The organism is Glaciecola sp. 2405UD65-10, from assembly GCF_048820975.1.
Classification (GTDB): domain Bacteria; phylum Pseudomonadota; class Gammaproteobacteria; order Enterobacterales; family Alteromonadaceae; genus Glaciecola.
Genome location: NZ_JBMEUF010000002.1, coordinates 128928 through 145632, shown reverse-complemented (window position 1 = coordinate 145632; position 16705 = coordinate 128928). Strand labels below are relative to the sequence as shown.

The window sequence follows — 16705 nt, the reverse complement described above, 5'->3', positions numbered from 1 at the left end:
GATACATCATGGATGAAAGAAAATTAAAAGGCGTCTTTAAAACGCTATATCACGATGTTAACGGGTCAATAGGTGTGAGTGCCTCACTACTTAACTTGCTAGATAAAGAATACTCTTGCGCATTAGACGACAAAGCCCGTAATTGGCTATCGCTTGTTGTAATGGAGTGTTCAAGCGCACAGCACAAACTACATGCATTCAGAGATTATGCGCAACTATTTGATTGCGAATATGAGTTCACAGCTTGTGATATCAATGAAATCTTCATGAAGTGTGCGATGAAAGAGGAAGCCGCTAAACGAACCGGAAGCGGGGAGTTAAATCTAGAGATAGAATACGATGTATTTCCTATTATTCATTCAAGCTCCGAGTTAATCTTGATGTTTTATCAAGAAGTCTTTTCTAATATTAAACAGCATGCACAGTTGGCGAGTAACACACCGAGTAATATTGGTCTTAAGTGTCAAGTGCGATACCAAGCCACAGCTACACATCATGTGCTTGTGTGTGAAGATAATGGCTGCTCAATTACGACTGAAAAGCTCAATACTATTCAACGACCTTTTCAATCAAGCCTAGCTTGTAGTCACGACCATTGCGGAATGGGTTTTAGCAAGCTTCACCGTATAAGTGAATTATTAGGCGGGCACATGAATGTAAGCTTGGGCGAAGCGCCTTATACTGGCTTAAGAATAAGTTTATTTTTAGAACGCAAGTAATTAATTAGTTAAGTAACTTATACGCAGATATCCCCACAACCAATACAATGACTAATAGTCCCGCAAAGTTGTTGAAAACACTATTTGTATGCTCTTGCATTACAGCCTTTTTATTACATACCCATACTAATAGTAATGCAGATATTGGCAGTAACATGGCATTGGCCGTTTGTGCTAGCATTATTAGGCTAAGTGGTTTTGCGCCAATACTAGCGCTTAGCGTGCCTAAAGCAATAATGGTACATGCGGTAAGCAGAAAACGCTTATCTTGTAAATTTGTTTGCCAATTAAATAAGCCTGATATTGCATAGGCGGTAGCCAAAGGTGCTGTGATAGCGCTCGTTAATCCAGCCGAAAATAAACCTATGCCAAAAAATAAACTTGCATAGTTTCCCAATAGTGGCTGCAATTGCGCAGCAATATTTGAGCTATCAACATGGGTTTGGCTAATGAAAAATGCCGACACAGAGCTGGAAAGCACCGCGAACGTTAATAGCCCACCTAACCCTAAGCTGGCAAATAGCGCCTTGTTATTTGCACTTTGCGATGCTTTATTTTGCGCGTTCTGTGCACTCATTCCTGCATGTAGAAATAAATTGTATGGGACAATGGTGGTACCAATTATCGCTAGCGCCAAAGATGTATTGTCTATAACTGACGATTTCAAAAGTAAGCCATTTAAAAACAAATCACTGTTAATACCTAAATAAATCATTAATGATAAGAACACGGCGCTCATTAGCATGACCAATGCTAAAAGTGTTTTTTCGACCCATTTGTACTGCCCGCTTACTAACAATAAAAATGCACTTAAACCAATTACGGTTGCCCATATTCGGATATCCCCACCTGCATTTGCACTTAGCCCTAGTGCGGCGCCAGTAATATTGCCGCCTTCGTAAGCAGCGTTGCCTATGCCTATCGCAACTATTATTAAGACGCCAACTAAGCCTTTAATCCATTTATTCGGGATGCTGCTCATAATAGCCTTCGACAGCCCCATGCCGCTTACTCGGCCAACTCGAGATGCCATTTCCTGCAATATATAAGTGGCTATTACTGCAAACACTAATAGCCAAATAAGCGCATAGCCCGTTTTTGCACCCACTAATGTTGCAGTGGTAATTGTGCCCGGGCCTATAAACGCGGCTGCCACAATTAAGCCTTGCACACCTGCGCTTGAACCGCCTTTAGTTTGGTTTTGACTATCTTGCTTCATGTGCTTCCTTGAAGTCTTTGAATGTTTTATATTTACGAGTATCATGACACGCATTAGCGATGTAGAAAAGCGCAGATTGCTTTACAATAAATAACTGATATTTAAAATGTTTAATTTCCGGAAGTGCTATTTATAATGAATTTGACTGAACTATATGCAAACCCTCAGGAGGTATCTTTTTTACACTCTAGGTATTATGTAGAAGGTTGTTTAGTTGGGGCATGTGCTTGCCCTGAAATTCCTTTACCCGATGTGTGGTTACCGTGGGTAATAAAACAACATAATCAAATTCAAAACGCCGCGCAGGCTGACCAAATCACCAATGAACTATTTAATTATTTCAAACACTGCCTAGCACAAATGAATAACAACACCCTTGTAATACCTGAGTATGTAAAGTATTCAGGAGAGTTTGAAAAAGACCGGCCCTTACGTGAATGGTGTAAGGGCTTGCTTATGGCGCACAGCGCAAGAGAGCAATTTTGGCAAGGAGCATGGCGAAAAATGCAAAAACAAGACCCACAACAGGCACCGCAAATGGCAAAAGATTTAAAACATTGCTTATTAATGTTTAGCACTTTTGCGGATCCTAAAGAAACCTTGCGTGACGCTGAGGCAAAATCGCTAGAACAGGCTCAAGCCCTGCGTGAAAACATGCCGCTTATTGCGCAAAGTTTAAATGACACACTTACTACTTACGTAGATTTAGCGGGCAAATTAGCAACTTACCTGCCTAACCAATTTGAAACCTTCAAACAAGATTAAAAGGGTTTAACAATAGCCAATATCACAATGGCTAAAAGCGCTAAAACGGGCGCTTCATTTAGGAAGCGATAAAACTTTGGACTATGTGTATTTTGCTTCGCAATAAATTTTTTCACTAATACAAACAAGTATATATGATAAACATAGAACAGAATGACAATGCTAAGTTTTACGTGCATCCATAAACTCAGTTTGAACCACGCGTAACCATATTCGTAAATGGTCAATAGTCCAAACACTAATGTTAGAATGGCAAAAGGCGTAATAAACAGCCATAAGCGGCGCTGCATAATATTAAGTTGCTCTTTTACCGCGTCAACGCTCGATTCAGCGTTATACACAAATAAACGAGGTAAATAAAAAATCCCCGCCATCCAAGCAATCATAAAAAATACATGTAGTGCTTTGTACCACAAAATCATGGTTTATCCTTTAGTGTTGTTGCCGCATTAAATAAGTGTGCAGCATGTTCCAAGTTATTATTCCGCAAAGTACTTGTGGGTCATCGCCATAAATAGCCACGCCACCTTGGCGTTTTTTGTAGAGTAATTCATACACCTCAGCCAAGGTGTTTTGATCAGACACTTCTTCCATATTGTGCAAGGTAATTGGGTAGGCATTCGCTTGTAAACTTACGTCTAAATCGACTAACTGCCATTCACGTAAACCGCTTTTTTCATTTAATTTTTCAGATACCACTAAATGGGCAGGGTTGTCTTGTAAATAGGCAAACATGTCAGCGTCGTGCTTATCATCGAATATTTTCATATCTTGGCGCATAATAGCCATTACGCCAGTGTCTTGCAGTACATCCCTAATAGCTGTGGTGGTGTATGGTAAATCTTGATACTCAAGTTGTTGAATAAATATAGACCTGTTTTTACACAGTTGCTTAGATGTTACGTAAGCGCTTACTACCGTTATTAATGCAGGTAAAATAATCTGTTGAGTAGAGCTTAACTCCATTACTGCCGATATTGCAGCCATTGGCGCATGTAATACCGCGGCCAAAAAACCAGCTAAACCCAGCAGCGCATAGTTGCCGGTTAATAGGCTGGTATCAATCAATAAGCTGATAGGCTGCATGAACAACACACCGGCCAGAATACCAATAACCATAACCGCGCCAATAATACCGCCAGGTACGCCTAAAGATATCGCTATAAGGGCTAAAACGAACTTGGCGGCAAATAAAACTGCAATGTCAGCCAATAGCGGTGCCCCTTCAACAAAGGCGTTAATATTAATAAATTCAGTGCCTAAGGCTTGGGGCATAAAATATGCAACAGTGCCTGTAAACAAACCGGCAAGTAGTAAACGGCGAGTCATGCTTACGGGTCTAAATAGCTTCATGGTTAGCATAAGCTGCCTGTTAAACACACTGGCGAGTATTCCTAAGAAGACACCAAGGGCTATCAATAGCGGTAGTTGAGAGTATTGCATGGCCGTAAAAGTAAAAAAGGCAAGCTCGGTTACGTCACCAAACACTAATCGGGTAAGCACCGAGCCACAGGCGGCAGCAAGCATTACCGGAATGAATATATGGACTTTATACTCACGCATAACTACTTCCATCACAAAAATAACCGCGGCAAAAGGAGTATTAAAAGCAGCAGCTATACCTGCGGCAATTCCGCATCCTGCGAGTATTCGTAAGCTATTAAATGGCAGCTTGAAACCGCGCCCTACATAATGACTAGCCGCGGCAGCAAGATGAACCGTAGGGCCTTCTTTGCCCACTACAAAGCCACTGGCAAGCGCTAACAAGCCACCGAAAAATTGATTAATACTTGTGGCTAAGGGGATATGACCATAAAACACTTTGAAGCGATGAATGACGAAAGGAATGCCCATTCGGTAATGTTTAAAGCCAGTCATTTTGGCAATAGTAATTATTAACACAACCGCTATTATGGGCAATGCAAAAAGCTGTAAACTATCGATTGCATTATATTGGCCGATACCGCCTAATATAGAAATTTGTAAGAATGCTAAGCATAAGCGAAAAACAATGATGACCACAGCTGCAATTAAGCCGCCCATTAGCCCAATTAGGCATAATTGAACCGATGTAGCAGGTTTGGACAGCGCAAGGCGCAAAGATTGTACAAGCTTGGCAATCATGGCTTTAATATTCGCTATAAGATATTGAGTAACTTCAATATATTTAGATGAAAATGTATAAAGAAAGCATAGCATAAAATTTATCTTTTGGAGAAAACTTGGATTTACGAAAATATCGCGAGAAAATTGGATTTGTGCGCTTTCACGCTATTGCTTTTATTGCGCTTTGCATCGTTTTTTATGCGGGATACAAATTTGCCAATATTCAGAATAATAACTTACAAGCTAAAAAGCGACTGCTTGATAAAAGCTTGGCGAATTTAAGTGAGGAATTTCAAAAGCAGCAATCAGAGTTAAACATGCTGAAAGTAGAACTGGAAATTGCTCAGATTGCCAATGAACAATCCCAATCTAACATTAAAGAAGGTATTAATAGAGAGCAAAGTTTAAAAGAACAGATTTCATTTTACCAACGCGTAATGGCGCCAGAAATGTCGCAAGATGGTTTTGTGGTAGAAGGCGTGGAAGTCAGCCCAACATTAAGTGAGAATAACTACGCACTGCAAATAATTTTACTGCAATACGAAGATGTAAAAGCAGTAATAAAGGGCACATTAAAGGTGCGAGTACATGGCAGTGAAAATGGTAAAGTGAAAAGCTATGATTTAACGGAGCTTCAAGATGAGCCTAAAACGTCATTGGCTTTTGCCTTTAAGTATTTTCAAGTACTAGAAACCAGTATAACCTTGCCCGAAGGTTTTGCCGTGAGCCGTTTTGAATTAAGCACTGATATTTATAAGTATCGTAAAAAGCGAGGCTCTTATTCACGCACGGTTAAATGGGTAGAAGCCTTTAGCGAAGATTAAATCTGAATACTTGATTAAAACACTCAAGTATTAGATAATTGCGCCTAATGTATATGCGCTACGCAGTTTGGAGAACACCATGTCAGTAGAATCAGCAATGCCTATAGAATTTTCAGACGCGGCGGCTAGTAAAGTAAAGAATTTGATTGCCGAAGAAGAAAATCCTAACCTAAAATTACGAGTGTATGTAACGGGGGGAGGGTGCTCTGGATTTCAGTATGGCTTTACCTTTGATGAAAAAGTCAATGAAGGCGATATGACTATTGAAAATCAAACCGTTACCCTTGTGATAGATCCAATGAGTCTGCAGTATTTAGTAGGCGGAGTGGTTGACTATACAGAGGGATTAGAAGGCTCTCGATTTTTTGTAAATAACCCTAACGCAAGCACAACTTGTGGTTGCGGAGCAAGCTTCAGTATTTAGGAATTCGTTTACTATGCAACTATATGGCTCTACTACATCACCTTATGTAAGAAGATTGCGTATTTTTATGCAGGATATTCCTCATGAATTTGTGTTGATTGATATTTTTAACAGCCGTGACAGAGCCAATATTGCCACTAAAAATCCAAGCTTAAAAATTCCTATGCTTGAAGATGGCGAGCAAATAATTTTAGATTCAGGGCTTATTTACCATTATCTAGTCAGTAAATTTACCCTGCCCAGTTTAGATTGGAATAAACAAAGCCTTTTAACGAGTATTGACGCTGTAAACGATTCTTTAGTGCAATTATTTATCCTGTCACGCTCTGAAATTGATGTGAGCGCCGATAAGCTCTATTTTCGTATTCAGCGTGAAAGAATTGATGCGGTATTGGCTCAGCTAGAAAGCCTTGCAATTGATAGACAATTTGAACATTGGGACTACGTGTCAATAAGCTTGTTTTGTTTGCTAGACTGGATTTTGTTTAGAAGCTTATACGATTTAAATCCCTATCCTGAGTTGCTTAAGCTGCATAAGCAATGGCAGCAATTAGCCATTTGTCACAAAACCGACCCTAGATAAATAGAGTCATTACTTTGTACTCGCTTTAGGTTGAGAAATGCACTTCAGCGCGAAGCGCAATGCCAATTGATGGCCTGAAATCTTCCCTTCTTAAATATAGAATGTAAGGCTCAAGTTCTAAATATAACCACTCACGTAATACCTGCTTTTTGTAGCGCATGCTTAGCAACATTTGCTCTTTGCGATAATTTGGCTGAGATAATCCATCGATCATTGCCGTGAACAAGTAGCTACTGTTGTTTTTTCCCATATAAATCAGCTGCATTTCGTGGCGCCAAAGCCAATCATTAGACTTGTTTCGATAGCGAAAGCTGTTACTTAGCTCATAGGCTAACTTAGGGGTAAATACGTGAGCAAATTCGGCATTTAACTCTGTGCCTAATTCATCTTCAGAATAATAATTGGCTTCGGCAAAATAACGCAAGGTAGAATCAGGCGAAAGGCGATGCATATCAGAGTAGCGAGCACGTGTGTATATTTGGCTGCCACGCCCAAAGCCCACCCGATACGAGACTTTATCTTCAGCACTGCGCTTAAATTGCAGGGCAACAACGGCTTGGTCTTTATTGTTACCCAGCTCTTCTGAGCGAGCGGCTTTAAGTTCTTGCCCGTTAACGTCATCTTCTTGGTCAGACAATACTAATTCGACTCGTTCTTCAAGTGCGGGCAATTTTACTCTTATTTTAAAACGAAAATCTAAGGCGCTGAAGTCACCCGAGCGAGGCTCCCAACCAAAGCGCAGTCGGCCGCTGGTACTGGCCTCAGAGTTAAGATTACTGCCCTCATGGCGAGACCAATCGTTAAGAGTATTTGCGGCGCTATCAATGCCATAAAAAAAATGACAGTAGGTTTTATCTAGCCATTGTTGGTGCTCACAATAGTGATTGGGCTGAGCCGTAATTGATTCAGTTTTAGCATTGGAGTTATCTTTAATGATACCCTTCGCGAAAACCGCTTGGCTGAGTATAAAATAAAAAATGAACAACAAGCCAATGAGTTTCAGAGCAATTTCCTTTTGTTTGTACATGAATATGTGTTTAATTACGATTTTCATAATCTTAATTCAAAGAACAATAGCGAGACTTGCATGTTTCTGCGTATAATACGAACATAAGCATGCGCTTTATTCAATTAATTCTTATAATTATCTTATTAAAAGATAATCGCAAAAAAAAGGAAACGTTATGATGGGGATGAGTGGATGGCAGATATTAGTCATTTTGGTTTTAGTAGTCCTTTTATTTGGTACATCTAAACTTCGCAATGTGGGCTCTGATTTAGGTTCAGCCCTTAAGGGTTTCAAAAAATCAATGTCTGACGATGATGAAAAACCTAAAACAGACGCTGACTTTGAGCCACTAGACAAACCAGAACAGAATAATCAGCCTTCAAATACAACGCAGCAAGCTGAAACAAAGCAGAACACAAAAGACTAATATATGTTTGATATAGGTTTTCTGGAGATTTTGGTTATAGGCGTACTTGCGCTTTTAGTTGTTGGGCCTGAACGCTTGCCTAGTGCTATTCGTTCTACTATGTCTACGGTTCGTAGTATTAAAAAGATGGCCAACGGATTCAAAGAAGAAGTGGCTTCGCAATTAGATACCCATGAGCTACATGAAAATTTGAAAAAAGCGGAACAATTGGGTATGGAGAATATAGGCTCTGATTTGCAGTCATCGGTTGATCAATTAAAAGCTGCCGCTGATTCAGTTCAGCGCCCTTATAAGCGCCAAGATACCCCCTCACAAAGCTCATCTTCGCAAAATACGGCTTCAATAGAGCAACCTAAGGCCAACACTATGGGGAGTGTCGAAAAGGAGCCTTCTATATCGAATACCCAAGCGACCCCCAAAGCGCACAGCAAATCTATTAATGACGGCACCCATTCAAATGACTGAAGCAAGCGGAATCATTTCTCATCTTATTGAATTAAGGTCAAGAATTTTAAAGGCTCTGTTAGCGGTACTCGTTGTTTTCTTGTGTTTGTTCTACTTTGCACAAGACTTATATCAGTATTTGGCAATGCCGTTAATTGCAACCATGCCTGAGGGCGCAACTATGATTGCAACGGCGGTTGCGTCTCCCTTTCTTGCGCCGTTTAAATTGACTCTTGTGCTGTCTTTTTTCGTAGCGATTCCGGTTGTGCTGTATCAAATATGGGCATTTATAGCGCCTGGTTTGTATAAAAATGAAAAGCGCTTAGTGGCGCCGCTGCTAGCAAGTAGTACTTTATTGTTTTACGCCGGAATGGCATTTGCGTACTACGTAGTATTCCCTTTGGTGTTTTTGTTTTTCAATAGCGTAGCCCCTGAAGGGGTTTTAGTGAGTACTGATATTTCAAGCTATTTAGACTTTGTGTTAAAGATGTTTTTCGCCTTTGGCGTGGCCTTTGAAATTCCTATTGCTGTGATATTACTCTGCTGGACAGGTGTGACAACGGCTGAAAGTTTAAGTAAGAAACGCCCTTACATTATTATTGCCGCGTTTGTTGTAGGTATGCTGCTAACTCCTCCTGATGTTATTTCTCAAACCTTACTTGCTGTGCCAATGTTAATCTTATTTGAAATAGGTGTTGTTATTGGTGGTTTGTATTCAAGAAAATCAAAAGAGTCTAACGATGACACCGCTAGCGCTAGCGAAGAAAGCCAAGAAGATGCAAAACCATAGAATAAACAGGCTCATAAAGTATGCATTGGTCTGATTGCGGGCTTAATCTTCTTGACCCCCGTTTTGCTTTAAACGATACCCTTGGGCGCGCCAGTGATGCAGGCGTGCTAGATATACTCGTAATATCCTCTACCATTGAAGAGTCCGAAAAAGCGGCAGGTTTAATTCGCGACCATAACACTCATCAAATAAGTGCAAACGATGCGCCTAGTCAATCAGTTTTCCTTGCGCAAACAGCAGGGGTTCACCCGCATTACGCAGATAACACAAATAGTGAAACTTGGACTAAACTAAAACGTATTATGGCCGATACTCAAGTAGTTGCAGTAGGTGAGTGCGGACTTGATTTTAATAGGAATTTTTCATCTCAAGCCAATCAAATATATGCCTTTGAGCAACAATTAGCGTTGGCAAGCGAGCATAATATGGGCGTTTATTTGCATGAAAGAGATGCCTTTGACACCCAAATAAGCTTATTAGAGAAATATGCTAAATCATTACCATTTATGGTGGCTCATTGCTTTACGGGCAATAAAAGCCAATTGCAAGCTTACCTTGAGCTAAATTGTTTTGTGGGTATTACAGGTTGGCTATGTGATAACAAGCGCGGTAAAGAGCTACAAAATGCTGTGAGGGATTTACCTTTAGAGCGTTTATTACTTGAAACAGACGGGCCATATTTGTTCCCGAAGACTTTAAAGCCGCGTAAGTCAATAAATGAACCGTGCAATATTCCCTATATAGCAAATGCTGTGGCTGAGTTGACAGGAACAGATGTAGATACAATTAAGCAATTTGCTTTTCAAAATGCAAATAAACTATTTTTCAATAGAGGGATGAATGAGCACACAAGCAACGCAAGAACATAGAATACCTTCACTTGTTGTCGTGGTGTCAATTGTTGCGTTTGTCCTTTTTTTACTCACTATTCCTTTTTATTTAACTCAACTTACAGACCGCAACGCCTTAGAACTCCATACCACTTATTATGTTGATAGCAAAGTGGACACGCCAGTTGTTGAAGTGTTTGGTTTACCCGAACAAGCATGGACGAGTAAACAGCAAGCTAATTTAGGCCTCTCACCCTTACCACATTGGTTCAAACTGACCATTAAGCCTTCAAGTAAAAAGCAGCACCGAGTGTTAATGATCAATTATGGTTTGCTTGATAAGGTCGACTTATGGTTTTTAGACGCGCAACTTGGTCAAGAAAAAATCATAAATAGTTTTAAAACTGGTGACAGTTATCCCTTTGAACAAAGGCCCACTGAGTTTGATCAATTTCTATTTCCCGTGCCGGTCTATCCAAGTGCAATTACAGTACTAATACGTGTTGAGACCAAAGGCCCTGTTAAGGTGCCTGTTGAAATGTGGGATGAAGATGCATTCGTTGAATACGTAAGTCTGAAGAAATTGTTCATGGGTATTTTCTTTGGCTTTATGATAGCTATGGCGCTGAGCAACTTATTTATATTTGCTTCAAATAGGAATGTAATATTTATTATTTATACCGCCTATGTAGCAAGCATTGCATTAGCGGTTGCCTCTTTACACGGCATAGGTTTTCAATATTTGTGGTCAAACAATATATGGCTACAAGAATTCTGCGTATTCATTTTCACGAACTTTACGCTGTTGAGTATTATATCTTTAACTATTCGCTTACTTGAATTACAAAAACAAGCGCCGAATATTTATCGAATATTAAGAATTATCCAACTAATATTTTTAGCCATGTTAGCCGTTAGCTTATTTGCGCCATACGAAGTAATGATTCGCGCCGTGTTAGTTTTATTGATCATTAGCACACCAATTATCTTAACGGCAGGAGTAATATTGGCACTTGGCGGTAGTATAGTTGCTCGCTATTTTTGCGGCGCCTGGGCGGCATTATTAACCTCGGGCGCCATAGTTGCGCTTGAAAACTTTGGGCTTTATTCATCATTTATTGATTCAAGTTATTTAATAATGGTGGGGGCAATTACAGAATCTTTATTATTGGCTTTCGCACTGGCCATGAATTTTAGCCAGCAATTAAGAAATGCAATTAATGCGCGGCTAACGGCCCTAAAAAATGAACAGGAAGCCGTAGATGCTCGTGACCAACTCATTGCATTACAAGAACAAAATAAGGCGGAGTTAGAGTACAGTATTGAGGAGCGCACGCTTGAGTTAGAAATAGCCTTACGTGAATTGGCTGATAAAAATAGAGACTTAGAACGCTTGAGTGCTATAGACCCTTTAACAGGGCTAATGAACCGCCGTTACTTTGATAAACGCCTACTCGCGGAGGCGCGTCGCAGCAAACGCGAATTGCGACCTTTAGGTTTAGCGATGCTTGATATTGATCACTTTAAAAAAATAAATGATGAATTTGGCCACTTGTGTGGTGACCATTGCTTAAAAGTTTTCGCTGAATTGTTGAAAGAATACGTTAAACGTCCGTCTGATGTAGTGTGTCGCTATGGCGGGGAAGAGTTTGTGCTCATTCTGCCAAGTACTGAAGAAGAGGGCCTGAAAAAATTATTAAACAATATCCGAGTCGCTGTGGCGAACAAGATGATTATGTTTGAAGGCAAGAAAATTAGTATGACGGTGAGTATAGGTGGATGTTCACGCACCATGGCCAGTGAAGATGAGCATGAGGTTATTTTAGGCTTTGTTGATAAGCAACTTTACCATGCCAAAGACTCGGGCCGAAACAAAGTCATTGTTGCGAGTTACTAAAATGAAGAACAGTGCCCTAAATAAAGGTCCCGCTTCTTTCTTTCTAAAAGATGTATTTAATCACTATTGGGTTTATATTTTTGTCGTACTTTCCCTTGCGATCCTCTTTAAAACAATCAGCTATTTCAGCAGCGCTGAAAAAGGCAGTTTTGATTTAGATAACGTAAGTTATATTCAGTCTCCTCAAAAAGATGACATAAGCAGCATTGTTGGCTTACCTGAAGGCGCTTGGCATACAGTACTTGTGCCTAACTTTGATGGTCAGCAAAGCAGTGTTTGGATGAAAATTCCGTTAAATTTAAGCATGGTAAAGTCAGAAACTATACTGCGTTTTTCTGACCCTTTAGTAGACACTCTTGATGTGTATGTAGTTCGCCACCTGGAACATACGGACATGATAATGCCGGTGCAATATACAGGAGATACACGGCCCTTTAGTCTTCGGGCGCTAGACGTACCTAACTCGGTTGCGCTCATTGAGCCTAGTCAATATGAAAGCACTATTTACGTTCGAGGAAAATCAAAGATTTCCGTTGATTTACAAGCCTCATTATGGACAAGCGAAGACTTTATAACCTTTCATGACAAGCACACACTATTTTTTGGCTTACTATTTGGCTATGTAATAGCCTTAATAGGTTATTGCTTAATGACTTATGCAACTGCCCGAAAATTAGAGTATTTGTGGTTTTGTTTCTTTCTAGTTTGCTATATTACTCATATTGGGACAGTGAGCGGTTTTGGATTTCAGTACATATGGCCAAGTTCTACTGAGTTTCAATCTATTGTGGGTGGAGTGTCTATTAATCTTCTATTCGCCGCCCTCACACAATTTACAAAATCGATCTTATTACCGGAAAGAAAAACATTTCAGCGTGTGTTTAATGTAGTTGTAGTTGCCAATGTGCTGGTTGCTGCGCTTAGCGTACTTACAAGCCACATTGTTTTCGTGACCATTGGTATTTTCATTGTCCTTATCACTTCACTACTAGTACCTTTGTTATGTTGGGGGAAAAGTAGTAATACTTCTTTACAAAAACTAATCGTCTTAATTTGGATTATTTTAATTGTAGCGTGCATTTTTTCTACCGTAGACCGATACAGCTTACTTCCTCTTAATATAGACCCCGTTTTCATTCTTATTATAGGTTTTCATTTGATTACTTTGGTGGTTGGCTTGGCCATGGTGCATGACTATAAAGTATCGCATAAAACCACTCATGATTTTAGAGAAGCGGCCTTAAAAGACAAGGAAAAAGCGGTTATTTCAAAAGATCAAATACTTACACTGCAAAAACAGTCGCAAAGGCAATTAGAGGAGCAGGTAAAGGCACAAACGCTGCAATTGGAAGGTGCACTTCAAGACTTGACTTCCGCGAGCAGAGAGCTTGAATCTATGCGTAATTTAGATGGGCTCACCGGCTTACCCAACCGTCTTGCATTTGAAATTGCCATGGAAAAAATGGTGGGCTTGGCAATTGATTCAGGTGAGCCGCTATGCATTGCGGTACTCGATATCGATTATTTTAAACAAATAAATGACGAATTTGGACATTTGGCCGGTGATGAGTGTTTAAGAGAATTTGCTAGGCTAATTAAATCTGAATTTAACCTTGATTATTACACATATTGCCGCTTTGGTGGGGAAGAGTTTATTGTTGCCAGCCAACTACCCAGTAAATTAATTGAGCAAAAAATGAATCAATTTAAAGATCAAGTTGAGAAGCTTAAGGTAGAAACAGGAGCGGGCATAGTTAAATTTTCCACTAGCGTTGGCATTGCGAGCAAGCGCATGAGGCATAGCAATGAATTACGGTCGTTGATATCGTCAGCTGACCATAATTTATATTTAGCGAAACACAAAGGACGAAATTTAGTCGTAGCTTAGGTATACTAGGTTCATTGTTGTTTAACTAAGAGTACTCCCCTTGGCTTTTTTACAAACTCGCCCTCGACGCCTTCGACGCACAGCTGCTTTGCGCAACTTAGTACGTGAGAACCAATTATCAGTTAATGACCTAATTTACCCAATGTTCGTTATACCTGGTGAAAATACTACCGAAAGCATTGAGTCAATGCCGGATGTTTTTCGTTACAGTATAGATTTGTTGGTAAAAGAAGTGGCTGAATGTTTGGCATTAGGTATTCAACATTTTGCCTTGTTTCCGGTAATAGAGGCCCAGAAAAAGTCTCTTGACGCTAGCGAAGCGTTTAATCCAAATGGATTAGCGCAAACCGCTGTACGTACCTTAAAAACCGAATTTAAAGATCGTATTAGTATTATTACTGACGTAGCACTCGACCCATTCACAGTGCATGGCCAAGATGGTTTAATTGACGACAATGGCTATGTATTAAATGATGAAACTATTGAGGTATTGGTTCAACAAGCGCTATCGCACAGCGAAGCTGGTGCTGATATTGTTGCCCCATCGGATATGATGGATGGCAGAATAGGAGCTATAAGAGAGGCCTTGGAAGTTTCTAACTACCCCAATACGTGTATTATGGCGTATTCAGCAAAATATGCCTCAAGTTATTACGGGCCATTTAGAGATGCAGTCGGTTCGTCAAATAATATAAAGGGTGGTAACAAAAAAAGCTATCAAATGGATCCAGCCAATACTGATGAAGCTTTATTTGAAATTAGCTTGGATTTAAATGAAGGAGCTGACATGGTTATGGTTAAACCGGGTATGCCTTATTTAGATGTGGTTCAGCGCTGTAAAAGCGAATTTCAAGTTCCTACATTTGCGTATCAGGTAAGTGGTGAATATGCCATGCATCAAGCTGCTTTTGCCAATGGTTGGCTAGCCAAAGATGCAGTAATTATAGAATCTTTGATGGCGTTTAAACGCGCGGGAGCAGATGGTATCTTAACTTATTTTGCGAAAGAAGCAGCAAAACTTTTAAGAGCCGAGGCGTAAACCAGTAGGTGTAATGCTGATTTGAAAAAGGCTGCTGTTAATTTTTACATTTTGGCAGCCTTATTCCCTATGCGCTATATTGATAATTGAAGATTATCAATTAAACGTGTTTTTCCTAAAAATGCAGCAGCAAGTATTACCAGTTGCTTATCTTCATGGCCAACCTGTAATAAGGTAGTGGCACTTCTTAATTCTATGTAGTCAGGTTTGAAACCAGCTTCAGCTAAGTTTTTGTTTGCATTTGCAACTAATGCTGAAAAATCACGTCGACCACTTAATATCGCATCTGCTATCCAGCTAATTTGCTGATACAACATTGGCGCAATTTTACGCTGTTGCTCAGTTAAATAACCGTTTCTAGAACTCATGGCTAAGCCATCTGATTCTCGCTCAGTAGGCACGCCGTGAATGCTTAAGTTCATGGAAAGATCGGTCACCATGGCTTTAATGACTTGTAACTGTTGAAAGTCTTTTTCGCCAAAGAACGCCAAATTTGGCTGAACCATATTAAATAACTTACATACAATGGTGGCAACGCCACGAAAGTGACCAGGGCGGCTAGCGCCACATATCATATAAGATAAGCCAGGTACTTCTACGAAGGTTTGATGTTCTAAGCCACGGCTATAAATGTCTTTAGCTTGTGGCATAAATAATACATCAACGCCCAAAGCTTCTAAGGCTTGTTTATCTTCTTCGAGAGTTCTTGGGTAAGCGTCTAAATCTTCGTCGGGCCCAAATTGTAAAGGGTTAACAAAAATGGATACAACCACCTTGCTGGCATGCTTTTTGGCTTCCTTCACTAATTTGAGGTGGCCTTGGTGCAGATTTCCCATGGTGGGTACAAACGCGATGAGATCTTTGCCTGCCTGCCATGTGCGACGTGTAAGTCGCAAGGTGTTAATGTCGGTAATTATTTGCATATCTATAAACTCTTACTCGAAGCTATGCTCAGCACCAGGGAATTCCTGTGCTTTTACATCACTAATATATTTGCTAACGGCATCAGGGATATTGCCACATTCAAGCAAATAGTTTTTTGAGAATTTAGGCATGTAATTGGCACTGATACCTAGCATGTCATGCATTACCAATATTTGGCCGTCGGTTTGTGCGCCTGCACCAATGCCTATAACGGGTATAGATACAGCTGCACTTACGAGTGCCGCTAAGCTGGTAGGCACGCATTCAAGTACCAATAATTGGATCCCAGCTTCTTCTAAGGCCTTTGCTGAGTTAATCAGTTTTTCGGCTTGTGTGCTTTCGCGCCCTTGAACTTTAAAACCGCCAAGTACATGTACCGATTGTGGTGTTAAGCCAAGGTGGCCGCACACCGGTACGCTGCGCTCAACTAAGCCCTGAATTGTATCTAATAACCATTCTCCGCCTTCAAGCTTCACCATGCTAGCACCCGCTTTCATTAGACTGGCAGCATTTTTGTAGGCTACATCAGGCGAGCTATAGCTCATAAATGGCATATCAGCAATCACAAATGCCCTGTTAGCGCCGCTACGTACACACTTGGTATGATAGGCTATTTCTTGCGTGCTTACGCTTAGCGTGTCATCTGCGCCCTGCAGTACCATTCCAAGCGAATCACCAATTAAAATGACATCTATACCTTGGTCATCAAACAATTTTGCGAAACTAGCATCATACGCAGTAAGCGCCGCAATTTTTTGCTGCTCTTGCTTCATTTTCAGCAAGCTAGCTACGGTTACTTTTTTCATCCCAAGTCCTC

At 40.3% G+C, this 16705-nt stretch carries 17 protein-coding genes and 1 pseudogene; 12 read left to right on the top strand and 6 right to left on the bottom strand.

Translation table 11 applies throughout. The features are described 5' to 3' along the window. Window positions 1-8 precede the first annotated feature (8 nt). Window positions 9-719: an ATP-binding protein gene (locus ACOI22_RS12770; protein ID WP_420672502.1), complete on the top strand. Its 711-nt coding sequence runs from the start codon at window positions 9-11 to the stop codon at window positions 717-719. Window positions 720-723: 4 nt separating this feature from the next. Here ACOI22_RS12770 and ACOI22_RS12765 read toward each other — a convergent pair whose 3' ends face one another. Then, window positions 724-1938 (bottom strand): NRAMP family divalent metal transporter, encoded by a 1215-nt coding sequence (locus ACOI22_RS12765; RefSeq protein ID WP_420672501.1) that lies wholly within the window; start codon window positions 1936-1938, stop codon window positions 724-726. Window positions 1939-2073: 135 nt separating this feature from the next. On the opposite strand from ACOI22_RS12765, the gene ACOI22_RS12760 reads away from it, so the two are divergent. Further along, window positions 2074-2703 carry a UPF0149 family protein gene (locus tag ACOI22_RS12760; protein ID WP_420672500.1) on the top strand — a complete coding sequence of 210 codons (630 nt, stop codon included), beginning with the start codon at window positions 2074-2076 and terminating at the stop codon, window positions 2701-2703. On the opposite strand, the gene ACOI22_RS12755 is transcribed toward ACOI22_RS12760, so the two are convergent. Beyond that, complete coding sequence (locus ACOI22_RS12755; RefSeq protein WP_420672499.1) at window positions 2700-3125, bottom strand: CopD family protein; 426 nt, start codon at window positions 3123-3125, stop codon at window positions 2700-2702. The two genes, ACOI22_RS12760 and ACOI22_RS12755, sit on opposite strands and share 4 nt — an antisense overlap. Before the next feature lie 10 nt (window positions 3126-3135). Continuing rightward, window positions 3136-4827, bottom strand: a complete 1692-nt coding sequence (locus ACOI22_RS12750) for a chloride channel protein (protein WP_420672979.1) — start codon at window positions 4825-4827, stop codon at window positions 3136-3138. Between the two features lie 98 nt (window positions 4828-4925). Here ACOI22_RS12750 and ACOI22_RS12745 point away from each other — a divergent pair, with 98 nt between their 5' ends. The 3 genes from ACOI22_RS12745 to ACOI22_RS12735 all read left to right on the top strand — a co-directional run bounded on the left by ACOI22_RS12745 (window position 4926) and on the right by ACOI22_RS12735 (window position 6640). Further along, window positions 4926-5633, top strand: coding sequence for a DUF6776 family protein (locus tag ACOI22_RS12745; protein WP_420672498.1), 708 nt, complete (start codon window positions 4926-4928; stop codon window positions 5631-5633). Window positions 5634-5712: 79 nt separating this feature from the next. Continuing rightward, the gene (gene erpA, locus ACOI22_RS12740; protein WP_420672497.1) at window positions 5713-6057 is read left to right on the top strand and encodes an iron-sulfur cluster insertion protein ErpA; all 345 of its coding nucleotides are present in this window, start codon (window positions 5713-5715) and stop codon (window positions 6055-6057) included. Window positions 6058-6070: 13 nt separating this feature from the next. Continuing rightward, on the top strand, window positions 6071-6640 hold the full coding sequence (locus ACOI22_RS12735; RefSeq protein ID WP_420672496.1) for a glutathione S-transferase family protein: 570 nt from the start codon (window positions 6071-6073) through the stop codon (window positions 6638-6640). A 25-nt stretch (window positions 6641-6665) separates the two neighbouring features. Here the strand turns inward: ACOI22_RS12735 and ACOI22_RS12730 are convergent, their stop codons facing one another. Continuing rightward, a complete protein-coding gene (locus tag ACOI22_RS12730) occupies window positions 6666-7667 on the bottom strand; it encodes a hypothetical protein (protein WP_420672495.1) in 1002 nt (333 codons plus the stop codon). A gap of 157 nt (window positions 7668-7824) precedes the next feature. Between ACOI22_RS12730 and tatA the strand changes: the two genes are divergently transcribed. The 7 genes and pseudogenes from tatA (at window position 7825) to hemB (ending at window position 14964) form a co-directional block, all read left to right on the top strand. Then, on the top strand, window positions 7825-8076 hold the full coding sequence (tatA, locus tag ACOI22_RS12725; protein ID WP_420672494.1) for a twin-arginine translocase TatA/TatE family subunit: 252 nt from the start codon (window positions 7825-7827) through the stop codon (window positions 8074-8076). A 3-nt stretch (window positions 8077-8079) separates the two neighbouring features. Continuing rightward, window positions 8080-8376: pseudogene (gene tatB / locus ACOI22_RS12720) on the top strand (Sec-independent protein translocase protein TatB); the annotation flags it as partial. 139 nt (window positions 8377-8515) lie between these two features. Next, window positions 8516-9310: a twin-arginine translocase subunit TatC gene (gene tatC, locus ACOI22_RS12715; RefSeq protein WP_420672493.1), complete on the top strand. Its 795-nt coding sequence runs from the start codon at window positions 8516-8518 to the stop codon at window positions 9308-9310. A gap of 20 nt (window positions 9311-9330) precedes the next feature. Further along, window positions 9331-10179: a TatD family hydrolase gene (locus ACOI22_RS12710; protein ID WP_420672492.1), complete on the top strand. Its 849-nt coding sequence runs from the start codon at window positions 9331-9333 to the stop codon at window positions 10177-10179. Then, complete coding sequence (locus tag ACOI22_RS12705; RefSeq protein ID WP_420672491.1) at window positions 10151-12037, top strand: sensor domain-containing diguanylate cyclase; 1887 nt, start codon at window positions 10151-10153, stop codon at window positions 12035-12037. Before ACOI22_RS12710 ends, ACOI22_RS12705 begins: the two co-directional genes overlap by 29 nt. Further along, window positions 11991-13925: a sensor domain-containing diguanylate cyclase gene (locus ACOI22_RS12700; protein WP_420672490.1), complete on the top strand. Its 1935-nt coding sequence runs from the start codon at window positions 11991-11993 to the stop codon at window positions 13923-13925. The genes ACOI22_RS12705 and ACOI22_RS12700 overlap by 47 nt, the downstream gene beginning before the upstream one ends. 40 nt (window positions 13926-13965) lie before the next feature. Then, window positions 13966-14964 carry a porphobilinogen synthase gene (hemB, locus tag ACOI22_RS12695; RefSeq protein WP_420672489.1) on the top strand — a complete coding sequence of 333 codons (999 nt, stop codon included), beginning with the start codon at window positions 13966-13968 and terminating at the stop codon, window positions 14962-14964. A 74-nt stretch (window positions 14965-15038) separates the two neighbouring features. On the opposite strand, the gene panC is transcribed toward hemB, so the two are convergent. Beyond that, window positions 15039-15887, bottom strand: coding sequence for a pantoate--beta-alanine ligase (panC, locus tag ACOI22_RS12690; RefSeq protein WP_420672488.1), 849 nt, complete (start codon window positions 15885-15887; stop codon window positions 15039-15041). Window positions 15888-15899: 12 nt separating this feature from the next. Continuing rightward, window positions 15900-16694 carry a 3-methyl-2-oxobutanoate hydroxymethyltransferase gene (panB, locus tag ACOI22_RS12685; protein WP_420672487.1) on the bottom strand — a complete coding sequence of 265 codons (795 nt, stop codon included), beginning with the start codon at window positions 16692-16694 and terminating at the stop codon, window positions 15900-15902. Between the last annotated feature and the right edge of the window lie 11 nt (window positions 16695-16705).

Excerpts from the sequence above, each read along its gene's own strand:
- ACOI22_RS12770 (WP_420672502.1), top strand. The coding sequence starts at position 9 with ATGGATGAAAGAAAATTAAAAGGCGTCTTTAAAACGCTATATCACGAT.
- ACOI22_RS12765 (WP_420672501.1), bottom strand. The coding sequence starts at position 1,938 with ATGAAGCAAGATAGTCAAAACCAAACTAAAGGCGGTTCAAGCGCAGGT.
- ACOI22_RS12760 (WP_420672500.1), top strand. The coding sequence starts at position 2,074 with ATGAATTTGACTGAACTATATGCAAACCCTCAGGAGGTATCTTTTTTA.
- ACOI22_RS12755 (WP_420672499.1), bottom strand. The coding sequence starts at position 3,125 with ATGATTTTGTGGTACAAAGCACTACATGTATTTTTTATGATTGCTTGG.
- ACOI22_RS12750 (WP_420672979.1), bottom strand. The coding sequence starts at position 4,827 with ATGATTGCCAAGCTTGTACAATCTTTGCGCCTTGCGCTGTCCAAACCT.
- erpA (WP_420672497.1), top strand. The coding sequence starts at position 5,713 with ATGTCAGTAGAATCAGCAATGCCTATAGAATTTTCAGACGCGGCGGCT.
- ACOI22_RS12735 (WP_420672496.1), top strand. The coding sequence starts at position 6,071 with ATGCAACTATATGGCTCTACTACATCACCTTATGTAAGAAGATTGCGT.
- ACOI22_RS12730 (WP_420672495.1), bottom strand. The coding sequence starts at position 7,667 with ATGTACAAACAAAAGGAAATTGCTCTGAAACTCATTGGCTTGTTGTTC.
- tatA (WP_420672494.1), top strand. The coding sequence starts at position 7,825 with ATGATGGGGATGAGTGGATGGCAGATATTAGTCATTTTGGTTTTAGTA.
- tatC (WP_420672493.1), top strand. The coding sequence starts at position 8,516 with ATGACGGCACCCATTCAAATGACTGAAGCAAGCGGAATCATTTCTCAT.
- ACOI22_RS12710 (WP_420672492.1), top strand. The coding sequence starts at position 9,331 with ATGCATTGGTCTGATTGCGGGCTTAATCTTCTTGACCCCCGTTTTGCT.
- ACOI22_RS12705 (WP_420672491.1), top strand. The coding sequence starts at position 10,151 with ATGAGCACACAAGCAACGCAAGAACATAGAATACCTTCACTTGTTGTC.
- ACOI22_RS12700 (WP_420672490.1), top strand. The coding sequence starts at position 11,991 with ATGCCAAAGACTCGGGCCGAAACAAAGTCATTGTTGCGAGTTACTAAA.
- panC (WP_420672488.1), bottom strand. The coding sequence starts at position 15,887 with ATGCAAATAATTACCGACATTAACACCTTGCGACTTACACGTCGCACA.
- panB (WP_420672487.1), bottom strand. The coding sequence starts at position 16,694 with ATGAAAAAAGTAACCGTAGCTAGCTTGCTGAAAATGAAGCAAGAGCAG.